The sequence below is a fragment of the Microcystis sp. BLCC-F210 genome, from assembly GCF_042134685.1.
Taxonomy (GTDB): Bacteria; Cyanobacteriota; Cyanobacteriia; order Cyanobacteriales; family Microcystaceae; genus Microcystis; species Microcystis aeruginosa_D.
Window position 1 is genome coordinate 831,978 of record NZ_CP169647.1, and the last position, 12,578, is coordinate 844,555.

Annotated in this window: 13 protein-coding genes and 2 pseudogenes; 7 read left to right on the plus strand and 8 right to left on the minus strand. The window is 42.1% G+C overall.

Going from position 1 to position 12,578, the window contains the following annotated elements:
• Positions 1 to 62: 62 nt before the first annotated feature.
• From ACE3JL_RS04080 to ACE3JL_RS04095, 4 genes are all read left to right on the plus strand, one after another.
• Complete coding sequence (locus tag ACE3JL_RS04080) at positions 63 to 1,397, plus strand: ParA family protein (protein ID WP_375328898.1); 1,335 nt, start codon at positions 63 to 65, stop codon at positions 1,395 to 1,397.
• Positions 1,394 to 2,086 carry a Rho termination factor N-terminal domain-containing protein gene (locus ACE3JL_RS04085; protein WP_375328899.1) on the plus strand — a complete coding sequence of 231 codons (693 nt, stop codon included), beginning with the start codon at positions 1,394 to 1,396 and terminating at the stop codon, positions 2,084 to 2,086. Before ACE3JL_RS04080 ends, ACE3JL_RS04085 begins: the two co-directional genes overlap by 4 nt.
• Positions 2,087 to 2,307: 221 nt before the next feature.
• On the plus strand, positions 2,308 to 3,639 hold the full coding sequence (locus ACE3JL_RS04090) for an IS4 family transposase (RefSeq protein ID WP_375329580.1): 1,332 nt from the start codon (positions 2,308 to 2,310) through the stop codon (positions 3,637 to 3,639).
• A gap of 542 nt (positions 3,640 to 4,181) precedes the next feature.
• On the plus strand, positions 4,182 to 5,132 hold the full coding sequence (locus tag ACE3JL_RS04095; RefSeq protein ID WP_375328900.1) for an NAD-dependent epimerase/dehydratase family protein: 951 nt from the start codon (positions 4,182 to 4,184) through the stop codon (positions 5,130 to 5,132).
• A 325-nt stretch (positions 5,133 to 5,457) separates the two neighbouring features.
• Here ACE3JL_RS04095 and ACE3JL_RS04100 read toward each other — a convergent pair whose 3' ends face one another.
• Together ACE3JL_RS04100 and ACE3JL_RS04105 are read right to left on the minus strand one after the other, a co-directional pair.
• Positions 5,458 to 5,712, minus strand: a complete 255-nt coding sequence (locus ACE3JL_RS04100; RefSeq protein WP_002789133.1) for a hypothetical protein — start codon at positions 5,710 to 5,712, stop codon at positions 5,458 to 5,460.
• Positions 5,713 to 5,909: 197 nt separating this feature from the next.
• The gene (locus ACE3JL_RS04105) at positions 5,910 to 6,854 is read right to left on the minus strand and encodes an NAD(P)/FAD-dependent oxidoreductase (protein ID WP_271988928.1); all 945 of its coding nucleotides are present in this window, start codon (positions 6,852 to 6,854) and stop codon (positions 5,910 to 5,912) included.
• Between the two features lie 97 nt (positions 6,855 to 6,951).
• Here ACE3JL_RS04105 and ACE3JL_RS04110 point away from each other — a divergent pair, with 97 nt between their 5' ends.
• The 3 genes from ACE3JL_RS04110 to ACE3JL_RS04120 are packed head-to-tail and all read left to right on the plus strand — an operon-like array spanning position 6,952 to position 9,211.
• A complete protein-coding gene (locus tag ACE3JL_RS04110) occupies positions 6,952 to 7,779 on the plus strand; it encodes a YaaW family protein (protein ID WP_271988929.1) in 828 nt (275 codons plus the stop codon).
• A gap of 1 nt (position 7,780) precedes the next feature.
• On the plus strand, positions 7,781 to 9,055 hold the full coding sequence (locus ACE3JL_RS04115) for an O-antigen ligase (protein WP_271988930.1): 1,275 nt from the start codon (positions 7,781 to 7,783) through the stop codon (positions 9,053 to 9,055).
• A gap of 3 nt (positions 9,056 to 9,058) precedes the next feature.
• Positions 9,059 to 9,211, plus strand: a complete 153-nt coding sequence (locus ACE3JL_RS04120) for a hypothetical protein (protein ID WP_375328901.1) — start codon at positions 9,059 to 9,061, stop codon at positions 9,209 to 9,211.
• Between the two features lie 293 nt (positions 9,212 to 9,504).
• Here the strand turns inward: ACE3JL_RS04120 and ACE3JL_RS04125 are convergent.
• From ACE3JL_RS04125 to ACE3JL_RS04150, 6 genes and pseudogenes are all read right to left on the minus strand, one after another.
• Positions 9,505 to 9,672 (minus strand): annotated as a pseudogene (locus tag ACE3JL_RS04125) (AEC family transporter); the annotation flags it as partial.
• Positions 9,673 to 9,843: 171 nt separating this feature from the next.
• A pseudogene (locus ACE3JL_RS04130) lies at positions 9,844 to 10,572 on the minus strand (AEC family transporter); the annotation flags it as partial.
• Between the two features lie 49 nt (positions 10,573 to 10,621).
• Positions 10,622 to 11,197 (minus strand): Uma2 family endonuclease, encoded by a 576-nt coding sequence (locus ACE3JL_RS04135; RefSeq protein WP_375328902.1) that lies wholly within the window; start codon positions 11,195 to 11,197, stop codon positions 10,622 to 10,624.
• A gap of 4 nt (positions 11,198 to 11,201) precedes the next feature.
• Positions 11,202 to 11,372 carry a hypothetical protein gene (locus ACE3JL_RS04140; protein WP_375328903.1) on the minus strand — a complete coding sequence of 57 codons (171 nt, stop codon included), beginning with the start codon at positions 11,370 to 11,372 and terminating at the stop codon, positions 11,202 to 11,204.
• Complete coding sequence (locus ACE3JL_RS04145; RefSeq protein WP_375329661.1) at positions 11,359 to 11,619, minus strand: hypothetical protein; 261 nt, start codon at positions 11,617 to 11,619, stop codon at positions 11,359 to 11,361. The genes ACE3JL_RS04140 and ACE3JL_RS04145 overlap by 14 nt, the downstream gene beginning before the upstream one ends.
• 22 nt (positions 11,620 to 11,641) lie before the next feature.
• The gene (locus ACE3JL_RS04150) at positions 11,642 to 12,502 is read right to left on the minus strand and encodes a formylglycine-generating enzyme family protein (protein WP_375328904.1); all 861 of its coding nucleotides are present in this window, start codon (positions 12,500 to 12,502) and stop codon (positions 11,642 to 11,644) included.
• Between the last annotated feature and the right edge of the window lie 76 nt (positions 12,503 to 12,578).

Below are 12,578 nucleotides of genomic sequence, written 5' to 3' on the forward strand. Positions count from 1 at the left end.
TGGGGTGTTATACTCAAAAAAACAGTAATTCATTAACTTTAGTCTATAGTTTGTGAACTCAAATGAAAGATAACACCCCCAAAGTAAAAAGTCTCAAATCTTATCTTCAGCATTTGCCTCAAGATGCGTCGGAAGCGATCGTTAGCACCAACTTTGCACCTTACCTGATATCATATTTAGGATTTTCAGACAAGGAGAGAATTCCACAGTACGACACGGGAGGCGGTGGGATTACCGACTTTGCCACTCGCAGAAACCTAGAAAACGATATTTTTTTGCAGACAAAGAGTAATCCTTTTCTGCTGATAGAGTTAAAAGGTAGAGATATTAACCTAACTGAAAATAGTCCAAGTTATAGGGCAACTGTCAATCAGTTAAAGCGTCAGTTATTAGGGAATAACTGTCAAGCAGCCCAATGGGGAATTATCAATAATAGTTCACACATCCAGTTATTTAGAAAACATGGTAAAACCATTTTTCCTGCCACTACTTGCATAGAGCTAACTCCTGATAACATTGATGACACTATAGCTCTAATCAAGACAAAAATTGACAGCACTCCCAAAGCACTAACGGTTACTGTTTACAATAATAAAGGCGGTATAGGCAAAACCACCACCACCGTAAATCTTGCAGCTTTCCTTGCCCTTTTAGGTAAAAAAGTTTTAGTTTTAGACTTTGATTTTAATCAACGAGATTTAACTAAATCTATCCTAACTATAAACCCAGAAGATGGACTACTAGAAAAGGCTTTAACTGACCGCAATATTGATATAAAATCAGTGATCATTCCCTATATTTTTAAGAATTCAAAACGACAAATTACCTTCGATGTTGTTCCTGCTGATCCTAAAATGGCAGAGTATCCGGAATTTCAGTATAATTCTCAAATGAAAATATTCACTCTCCATAGAAAATTAGACTTAGCTAGATATGAATATGATTACATCTTTATAGATGCAGCTCCCAATTGGCGATTTCCTAGCCAGCTGGCTGTTTATGCTGCCGATGTTGTCCTCTTACCCACAAAACATAACAATTCATTCTCCCTTAATAATGCAGCCACTGCCATCAAGGAGTTTCTGCCGCAAATGCAAGAATTAAAAAAAGATGGGACTCCCATAGCCTTACCAATTTTTTTCAACGGTGAGAAGATTACTCAACCACAGTTAGAACTTGCCCAAAAAGAAATTAATCAAATACTCAAAAATGACAAAAACCTTGTACCCTATTTTTATCCCAAACTCGCTCCTGCCAAAAAAGATTTACATATTCATCACCTGCCAGAATACGCTATTATAGCCAGTGCTGCTTTCGCTCGCGTGCCAGCCGTTTATAAAAATCGTTCCGCTTATGACTATTACAAAGACTTAGCAAAGGAGTATTTTTTACAATGATGGAATATACCGATATTGGTACTTTAAAGTACCTATACCTAGATGAAATAGAAATTACCAATGGGACCGATGCTGATAGTTTTTTAATTGAAGTTACTGCTAAACTATTACAGCAGACAGGTGGACGCAACTGGCTGCCTGTAATCGTCAAAGAACTATCAGAGGATCGCTATGAAGTTATCGGCAACTCATTTGTTTATGCTGTGGCTGAAAGGGCTGGACTAGAAAGAATTTGGTGTATTATTGCCGATAGAACAGAAGATGCTAGGAATATATCCAGAGCTTTGGCAAGAGAAGAAACCCCAAAACTAAATCTGTCAACAGCTTCAAGAGAAGAAATTAAATCTGCTTTACAGTTCTTGATTGAACAACCGAATAGCCCAATAAAAACAGTTAAATTAGCTACTGCTACTGCTAGGATTGATGAGGCTCCCCGTCAATTCTGGAAGAGTTTAGACTCAATTGTTGCCCTCAAGTGTGGAATTACAAAAGGGAAGGGATTAGATTTACTCAAAACCGTCTTTTATCTCACTCCTCAATCTCAACAAGATGCAGTGATTGAGGAATTTTCAGAAGAAACTCTCAAACTCAAGACTGTTTCTGAATTAAAGAGTCTAGCCAAAGAAAAGGGAATCGTTGGTTTAAGCAAGATGAAGAAAGCAGATCTAGTCAGAATATTAGCGCAATAGAAAAAGGACTATCAATTATGAGTTAGGAATTATGAATTATGAATTAAGTAGCTGGTTATAATTAAATTAAAAATGGATTTTAGGTTCGATCCCCCCTGCCCCCCTTATCCTATCCATTAGTCAGATCTTTCTTAACAAAAAGAGAAGAAACTTAAAAAAAGGGGAAACGATTGATAGGTATAGTTTTGAAAGAAGGAATTAAGGTGGAGGTAAGCAAAAAAATGGAGAAATGGGCAGCCCAAGAATTACAGTATGCAGACCTAGGGGACACCAGAAGAAAGAAAAGGTTAATCAGTATCGTGGAAAACTTGGCCAGCCAACCTAGTACAAGTGTGCCACAAGCTTCGGGAAATCTAGCCGCAGCGAGTGCCACCTACGACTTTTGGAATTCCCCCTATTTTCACCCCTCAGATATAATTGCCGCCCAGGCCAAAAGTACAGTAGAAAGAATCAAAGAACATCCAATAGTTTTGGCAGTGCAAGACACAACAAGTTTAGACTTTACGACCCAAAAAGCCAAAAAAGGAATGGGTTATCTAGATTATAAAAAATCCTTTGGACTCAAAGTTCATACCACCTTAGGAGTGTCACCGCAAGGAATACCTTTAGGACTGATTAATCAATATGTTTGGGCAAGAGAAGAAAAGAATTTAGGGATTGCCAAGCAGCGAAAAAAAAGAGAAACCCAAGAAAAAGAAAGTCAAAGATGGTTAGATTCTGTATCAGAAACACAACAACAAATACCCGAAGATGTTCAAGTAGTAACAATCGGAGATTGTGAGGCAGACATATTTGATTTATTTGCCCAATCAAGAAGTCCTAACTCTCATTTATTAATTCGAGGAACTCATAACCGAAAAGTTAACTATCTCGAAGACAAGCAAAGGTCAGGGCATCCAGAGACTAAATATTTACATCAATCCATCAGAGAAATAAAAGCCTGTGGTAGCCTAGATGTGCAAGTAAAACGCAATCCTAATCACGAGGCTAGACTAGCTAAACTAACAGTTAGATTTGCCAGTTTTGAAATACAAGTACCTAGCCATCACTCGAAAGCGAACCCTCGTCAACCGGTCAAATTACAGGTAATTTTAGCTGAAGAAGAAAATCCGCCTCCCGGGGTTAATCCTATCAGTTGGCTCCTCTTAACTAGCCTAGACATTAGTAGCTTTGAATCAGCGATAAACTGCGTGCGCTGGTATAGTTATCGCTGGTTGATAGAACGCTATCATTTTGTTTTAAAAAGTGGTTGTGGATTAGAAAAACTGCAATTAGAAACGGGTCGGAGAATTGAGATGGCTTTAGCTACCTATTCAATTGTAGCCTGGAGATTACTCTGGTTAACTTATCAAGCACGCTTACACGGAGAGGAGAGTTGTGAAAGTTTTTTGGAAGAACATGAATGGCAATCTTTGTGTGCCACTATTCATAAAAAGAGTCCGCCGCCTGAAAAGCCGCCCTCCTTTAGGGAAGCGGTCAGAATGATTGCTTCTCTTGGGGGGTTTTTAGGTAGAAAAGGCGACCCTTCGGCTTCTCTCAGGCTTCGGCCGTGAGCTTTTGCCGAACGGGTTAACGGCAGCAATTCTCATTTTGAAACGATTTTGCGTTGTTTCAGCGATCTAGAGATTCGTTAAGAATTATTAACCCCTCTAGGTGCAAGGGTTTTAATGTCATGAAACCTTAAAATGAGAATTGCTGGTATAGTAAAGGGATTGGGGGAAATTTAGGCACTTTTTCCCTGAAAATTAGGTAATTAACCACGGCTCGACTGAGCTTCGCCGAACGTCCTCAAAACTGGTAAAACCCCACACCCGTTCGGCGGTTCGGCTGAGCTCACCGTCGAAGCCTGAGCTCACGGCCGAAGCCCACACCCCACACCCCACTTCATAATTCATAATTCATAATTCATAATTCCCCCACACCCCACACCCGTTCGGCTGAGCTCACGGCCGAAGCCTACACCCCACACCCCACACCCCACTTCATAATTCATAATTCATAATTCCCCCACACCCCAGGAAAAACTTTTTCAGCAAACCCTACTTAAATGCGTCTTAGCTTACAATCGATACAAAATATCAACGACTAGGATTAAATGGCTACTCATATTGTTACTGGTGTCGCGGGTTTTATCGGTTCTAACTTGGCAGAAAAGCTTTTAGAACAAGGAGATCAGGTGATCGGTATCGATCAATTTAACGATTATTACGACCCCAGTTTAAAGCGCAAAAATGCCCATATTCTAGCAAAATATCCCGAATTTAAGTTAATTGAAGCGGATATACAAGCCCTCGACTGGAGACAACTGCTGCAAGGAGTAGAAGTATTATTCCATCAGGCAGCCCAAGCAGGAGTCAGAGCAAGCTGGGGTGATGGATTTCGTCAATATACCGAAAGAAATATAAATGCTACTCAAATTATTCTTGAGGCCGCTAAGGAAACCTCTTCTTTACAACGGATGGTTTTTGCCTCCACTTCCTCGGTGTATGGCAATGCGGAAACGATGCCGACTCCGGAAACCCTTTGTCCCCAACCGGTTTCACCCTACGGCATCACCAAATTAGCGGCAGAAAGACTCTGTTGGCTATATCACCAGAATTTTAACGTTCCCGTCACTGCCTTGCGTTATTTCACCGTTTATGGACCGCGGCAACGTCCTGATATGGCTTTTCATAAGTTTTTTCAAGCAGCGATCGCAGGTAAAGCCATCGGCATCTACGGGGATGGCAAACAAACCCGCGATTTTACCTTTATTAGCGATGCTGTAGCCGCTAATTTAGCCGCTTCCGTCGTACCAGAAGCGGTGGGGGAGGTGTTTAATATTGGTGGTGGTAGTCGCGCGGTTTTGTTGGATGTCTTGGATACGATGGAAAAAGTCATCGGTAAACCGATCGAGCGATCGCATCAAGGATTAGCCCGAGGAGATGCCCGTCACACCGCCGCCGATGTCACCAAAGCCCGTACTATTCTAGGTTATAACCCGCAAGTCTCTTTAGCCGAAGGATTAGCCCAAGAATGGCAGTGGATTCAAGAACTATATTGTTAAGTTAATTAGGGCTTGGCGAAAATTACTGGAAGCCTTACTAGAAAACAGTTTTGGGACTTTTTTAGCTGAAAAAGTGCAAGAAATAAAGGTTGAGAAATCGATCCGAGAGACTCAAAACTCTTGCACTTTCCGGAAGCGATTACAAAGGTTCTGTTTCCCAGTGCGCGAGGTCATTCTGTTATTCTGATAAGTAGGGTTTGCTGAATAAATTTCCTAGTGAAGATAGGCCGAAGCCTCTTGCATGAGTGCCTCTCCTCATAACTAGCCTGTACTCAACGGATTTAGTATAATTAGGGTTTACTGGTCACTGAAAAACCCCCGTCTCTCAATCTCCGTCATCCTCAAAATGATTAGCTAGTAGGAATTTTTGACTGGTGTTTAACTCTTGCCAAAGCTGGTTAATTTTCTCGTAAGCTTCCGTGGAGGTAAGTTTTCCCCCGGTGTGTAAACCAGCGATAAAAGAGACTCTCAGGGCGAATTCCTGCAAATTAGCGTTAAAAACCAAATTTTGTGGCGTGAATAAACCCCTGTAGCTGTTTTTAGGGTAGAGAAAGTTATCTTTAGAATTGAATTTTTCCATTGTGACCAACCCCCCAGTATTAGGATACCTACATTATGATATTACTTAACCTTTTGTTAACTCAAGCTTAACCTAAGAATTTGAACCTGTCTCTAGATTCTTAAGTACCTAAGCAAAATTAATTACACATATCTAACCCCCCCCTTGCCTTTTGCCTTTTGCCTTTCTTCACTAGGAAATTTATTTTGCACGACTACTTAAGAGAGTAGCTGCTGAACTTGATTAGCTGCCGCTATCCCAGAAGTTAAGGCCGTTTCTAGGGAAGAATTTCTCGATAAATCTCCCCCTTGACACCAATCACCACAGGCAACTATAGGTAAAGGACTACTAACACTTAAACAGGGTACAGCTAAACCCTGACGGACTAAAGCATAACGCCAACGGTGAATCTGAGACCAATCCGGGAGAGGCAAAGAAGCACGAGTGAGTAAATCTAGCTTAACTGCTTCTAAATCCTCGCTATCGAGATATTTAACCGCAAAATCGGCACTACTATGCACAACAAAGACATAATCAGGGGATGATTGCCGTTTACTGCTATCGAGTCCTAACCAAGCGATGGCAGTGGAGGGAGTAACTGCGGGTAAAGAATCGCCATAACCTGCCATTACCGTTAAACAAGGATCGTAAAGGATCGATCGCAATTCTGGCATAGTAGTTATACAAGAGTTTTCTAACAATAACGCTGCTTGCGGGGCGGGAATAGCTAGGACAATCACGGAAAACTCTCCCCAAATTTGACCGTTATTGTTTAAAACCCATTTTCCTTGACGATTTTCCAGACGAGTAACCAGAAAATCTCGTTCAATTTCTAAACCTTGAGCTAAAAATTTCGCCACGCTATTGATGCCAGAAGGAGCAACATAGCTAGAATCAAACCAAGAAGTAACTAGATTCTCTCTCAGGAGATTATCAATTAAAGCCGCCGTTTTTTCGCCCTGAACAGTCAAAAAAGGCAAACCATGATCCACAGCCATCTCTTGATTAGCTCGATTAACCCGTCGCGTGGCTAAACGACCACCAATGCCTCTAGACTTATCAAATAGCTTAACAGTGTAACCTCGATCGCACAACTGACGAGCGCAGGTTAACCCGGCTAAACCCGCACCAATGATCCCAATCTTAATCGAAAAATTTGTCACTAGCCTTCCTAATCCTGTAAACCCTTGAGTTAATATTATTAGTAATCAGCACTAGCGAAACTGATTTGATTATTGGGGCTGAGGAGGACAAACTACATTGGACGAACTACGCACAGCTTTGGAGTTAGCCACCGAGGAGGAACTACAGCAAATCACTAACATCCTCTTTTGCCGTCGTTTTAACCCTCTCGATTATCTACGAGCGCCGGACGCAATTGCCGTTCAAAGTCAAGATTGGGAAAGTTGGTTAGATAGCGTCGAGGATCGTTTTCGTTATTTGGCTGCCGATGGTGTGACAGTGTTAAAAGGTCAAACGGAAAAAGTTAGTTATCGTCAAATTCTAGTTCGTGTCTGTCATTTTCTCAAGGTTCCCTACTCCCAAAAAATGCCGACAACGGAAATTGAAGCAGAAATCTATCTTCACCTCGTTAACAAAGCTTGGAAACGTCTCCCCCCATCGGAACAAAAATCCCTCTCGATTCAAATTCAAAAGGCGCTCGCGGATTGCCACACTCCCCAACCCTTACCGGTTCACCTACAACACAATCCCCTTGATATAGTCTTCAAAGGCAGTAGCGTCATCGCCGTTAATTCTATCCTGAAACCGATTCTGCTCAAACATATCGCCGGGCAGTTCGCTCTCCATTTTGCCCGCTATCAAGGGGCAAAAACTGCCCTAGTCCAGGGTGGGACAATTGTTAATCAAATTGCCCTACAAACGGCTAAACAGGGCATGACGAGGGCGGCAGCCCGCTACGGAGCCGTCAGAACCGCGTTAAGTTTGGTCGGACCGGCTTTATGGGGTTGGTTTATTGCTGATCTCGGTTGGAAAGCGATCGCTACTGATTACGGCCGGATTATCCCGACTATTTTTGCCCTTGCCCAAATTCGTCTGACTCGTGAGGATTGTTGGCAGCCTGCCTAGCATGAAAAAGATTTTTTGTCAAGGGTGGGAGTGGAATTTAATACTTTTTTCAGTTTTTATCGCCATGATGCTGCCGGAGTTGGCGGGTATCGGCATTATTATCGTGTTAATTAGGGTTTTTACTGGCAATTTTCGGGCAATTATTCAGTCACGTCTCAATCAAGGTCTCGGTATCGTCACACTTTGGTTAATGATTAGTGCCAGTCTTTCCCCAACTCCGGGGGATGCTTGGATTGGTTTAGGAAATTTCCTGCCTTTTTTCTTCTTTTTTAGCAATATCAGACAACTAATTAAAAAACCCTCTCAATTGCGTCAACTAGCTTGGGTGATGGTTATTCCGTCGGTTTGGGTAGTGGTGATGGGATGGGGACAAATTTTTCTCGGTTGGCAAAAACCGGAAGCATTAAAAGGGATTTTTACCTGGCCCTACGGAGCGGGGGGTGAACCTTTGGGGCGAATGTCTTCGGTTTTTATGTATGCTAATCTTTTGGGGGCTTATTTACTCATAACTGTGATTTTAGCGATCGGTTTATTAATTCTAACTTGGCGGCAGTGGCACAGACAAAGAAATAAGCTTTTAAATCTCAAAGTCGGGTTTTTAACTTTAACTATATTTATCGACAGTGTAGGGCTATTTTTCAGCAATTCTCGCAATGCTTGGGCCTTAGCCTTTTTAGGTTGCCTAATTTTTGCCCTTTATCTGGGTTGGAATGCCTTAGTCGCTGGTTTTGTCCTCTTGGGGGGGGTGATTTCCCTTGCTTCTTGGGGACCAAATCCTTTCAGGGATAGTCTGCGTTTTTTGGTTCCTAGGGCGATTTGGGCGCGATTATCCGATGAAATGTTCCCCAATCGCCCTCTAGCGACTCTCAGATCGACTCAATGGCGTTTTACTCTAGAAATGACCCAAGAAAGACCCCTATTCGGTTGGGGATTACGCAGTTTTACACCTCTCTACGAAAAAAGTCAGGGATTGTGGTTAGGTCATCCCCATAATTTATATTTGATGTTAATGGCAGAAACGGGAATTATTGGCTTAATTTTATTGTCTGTTTGGGTGGGTTGGATTTATGCCCAAGGGTGGCGTTTATTTATCTTTCTACGGCAACAAAAAGCCGGGGGTGAGTTAATTATCTTTACCTATCTGGTGGCCTTTGGTGCTTGCGTTTTATTTAATCTCGTCGATGTCACCCTCTCCGATGTCAAGATTAATACTATTGTTTGGCTTCTCTTGGCTGCCATTGCTGGGGTCAGTCAAAGGTTAAATTATGAATTATGAATTATGAATTATGAATTGGGGAAGTGGGGAAGTGGGGAAGTGGAGAAGTGGGGAAGTGGGGAAGTGGGGAAGTGGGGAAGTGGGGAAGCAGCGATTCTCATTTTAAGGTTTCATGACATTAAAACCCTTGCACCTAGAGGGGTTAATAATTCTTAACGAATCTCTAGATCGCTGAAACAACGCAAAATCGTTTCAAAATGAGAATTGCTGGTGGGGAAGTGGGGAAGTGGGGAAGTGGGGAGAGGGAATTATGAATTATGAATTATGAATTATGAAGTGGGGTGTTGGGGGAGTGGGGTTTTAGGGTTTTAGGGTTTTAGTGGAAATTACTCTATCTCCCCATTACCCTATTCCCCCATTTCCCTATCCTCTTCTAACTGATAACTGCTCACTGATAACTGATAACTGACTCCCAACCCCACCAACAAACTTTTTGCTGCAAACCCTACTTATAAATAGACTTTTAATAACCAAAGAAAGAAAGGAATAGTCAGAAAACTAGCAAGGGTAGTGACCACAACTGTGCGGGCCATTAAAGCTGCTGAACCACCGAATTCTGTGACTAAAATGACAGTATTAACGGCGGTGGGCATGGCACTTTGTAGGATAAGAATTTTGGTTCTTCCGAACTTACAATGTAGAAAATTCCCCAAGCTCCCTCTCTGTCCAGCAATGCTCTAAAGTTGATAAATATCAATCTAACAAAAACTCAAAGCTTTACTATACAAGCTTTACAAGCATAAGTTGTTAATAGTTTTACATGACAGGTTCGGTAGAGCCAGAATTTTTAGATCCATACCAGTTAATCCTAAACTATTGCCGATCGCAAATGCCAAAAGAGGAGCGACTAAAAGACGCAAACAGGTCCCTAATAATTCTAATTTACCGATCGCTAATTTTTGCTGAGATAATTGGATACCTAGGATAATTAAAGCCAAAGGAATTGCCGCTTGTCCTAGATAGCTAACACTTTTATCTAATTGCAGGGGAAGATGAAAAGAGAAAGTTTGAAAGCTAATGCCGATAAAAATTGACCAGATTAAGGGTAATTGAAAAACTAGGCGAAATCCTGAAAGAGAGCTTTTTCCTCGCAAATAAGCGGGACTAATACCAAATAAAAGAATACTAGAACCAATCATATAAATTATCGCTCTTTCCAGTCCAGCCGCACCCAGGGCAAAACTAGCCACCGGTAAACCCATATTACCGTTATTGGGTATCACAGCGGCAGCCATGAGGCTTTTGCGGGTATTAGCATCGAGACTAAGACAAGAGGCGATAATTTCGACGATAATCACCATTACCAGTGAAATAAGAGCAAAACCTAGGAGAATTAAACCGATATTGCTGCCGGATACAGTGGTGTGATAGAGTCCATCAATCACCAAAGCGGGAGCAAGAATATACACCGTGATTTGGGAAAGGGAATGCACTTCCACAGTGAGAATTTTTCCTGCTATCACACCGATGAGGATGATAAAACCCACTGGAATAATAGCGGAGAGGATGACAAGCATTAATCAGGTAAAAAGTAAATAGTACATAGAAAAAAACTGATCTGATTTTTTAACGGATTTCTGTTATGTCTTCATATAAAGATTCGATCGCACAGTGAAAATCGATACTAGCTAGATAAATATCTGCTCCTTTGCTGTAGGGATAAAGAACCCAAAATCCTTCATCATTGCGACGAAAACAATCCACACTGATGCGTTCTTGACTGATAATAACGTATTCTTCTAAAGTTTCAAGGGAACGATAGTCGGCAAATTTATCGCCCCGGTCAAAGGCAGCAGTAGTGGGGGATAATACTTCTACAATCAAGCGCGGATAACGGATAAAATCTTCCGAGAAAGACTGATTATCTCGCGAGTCGCAAGTAACTACAAGATCGGGATAAAAATAACTATTAGCCATTTCTAGACGAACTTTCATATCTGTGGCATAGACAAGACAACCACTACCCCGCAGCCGGTTTTTTAAAAGTGTGGCCAAGTTGATAATAATCATACCATGGGCTTTACTTGCACCAGCCATGGCGTAGGTTTGACCACGAATGTATTCGTGTTTATCCTTGGCTATTCTCTCCGTTGCTAAATAATCTTCCGGGGAAAGATAGTTATGGTCAAAGTTAGCAATCATTTGGTTAAATCACCTTTATTGTCTCTAAAATCAATTCTAACTCTCGATCGAGGAGCGGTACATTTTCAAAAATTTTCTGACAAACGCCTGCAAATTTTGCTGGTTGATTGGCAAATTGTTGAGCTAATTTACCTGCTCGGACAATATCTAGTAAAAAAGCCTTATCCCGCCACATAAATCACTTGCGCTGTCTCTAAAATCTCTCGTTGACGAATCCAATTATGACTCTGCTCGATCGATTTTTTCGTTAGCAAATCAACTTTCCGTCCCAATAAATTCTCTAATTCCCGTTTCATCCTCGAAAACTCCAGAAGTCCCCAAGAAACACTATCGGTTCTCTTGGGTTTGGTGGGTAAAATGTACTCTAAGACACATTCCTGCCAGCGAGCGACTGGAACTAACCACAAAGACACAAAGGACACAAAGATTGATCGGTTTTCAGATTTAAGGGGAATTATCGCTAACGACACGAAAACCAATATCATAGAGTCCAGCAGTAGCCATAAATTTGACTCGGTAGGCCGAGCGACATTTGTTAGGGCCATCATTCCAGGAACCCCCGCGCAAAACTCGTCTGTCCCTATCTTCTATGGTGGCCGCTTCGTAGTTATCGCGCCAGTAATCTGCACACCATTCCCTGACATTTCCGTGCAAATCGTAGAGTCCGAAAGGGTTAGCGACGGCAAACATTCCCACTGGTGTGGTTTCCCTGCGATCGCATCCTAGGGAACCTTCCCCATAACGACCAGAACTGCACACTTTCCCGCCATAATCCCAGTCCACCCCAGAATAGTTGGCTAAATCCGTGGAAATTGTCGGGCCAAAGTGGAAGGGGGTTGATGTACCTCCCCGACAAGCGTATTCCCATTCTTTTTCTGCGGGTAAACGATAATTCAGTCCTGTGAGACGGGATAGGCGATCGCAAAATTCCACTGCTTCCCACCAGTTAATTTGTTCTACAGGGCGATCGTAACCTTCAAAATGGGCCGGATAGGGATTAAGTTCAATATTTACTGGTTCTAATTTTGCCACCTCGCGCCATTGTCGTTGGGTAATTGGGTAGCGACTCAGACAAAAAGCCTGAATATTAACCAGAGATTGGGGACTTTGACTCAATTTCCAGCCTAACTCACTTTTGGGCGCACCGATGAGGTGTTGACCGCTAGGGATAGAAATCATTTCTAAAAAGGTTTTTTTGCTTAAAAAATACTGATAACCTCGATTAGTGACTTTTTCCCGTTTAATTTCCTCACCTTTGCCATTAACAGTGACCACCTCATCGGTAAAATCTAACCATTCTCCCATTCTGCACCCCTCTATCGGTTATCGGTTGATCGGGTTAAGCTGCGGGCCTAGAAAAATCTCGCAACCTACCAGTTAT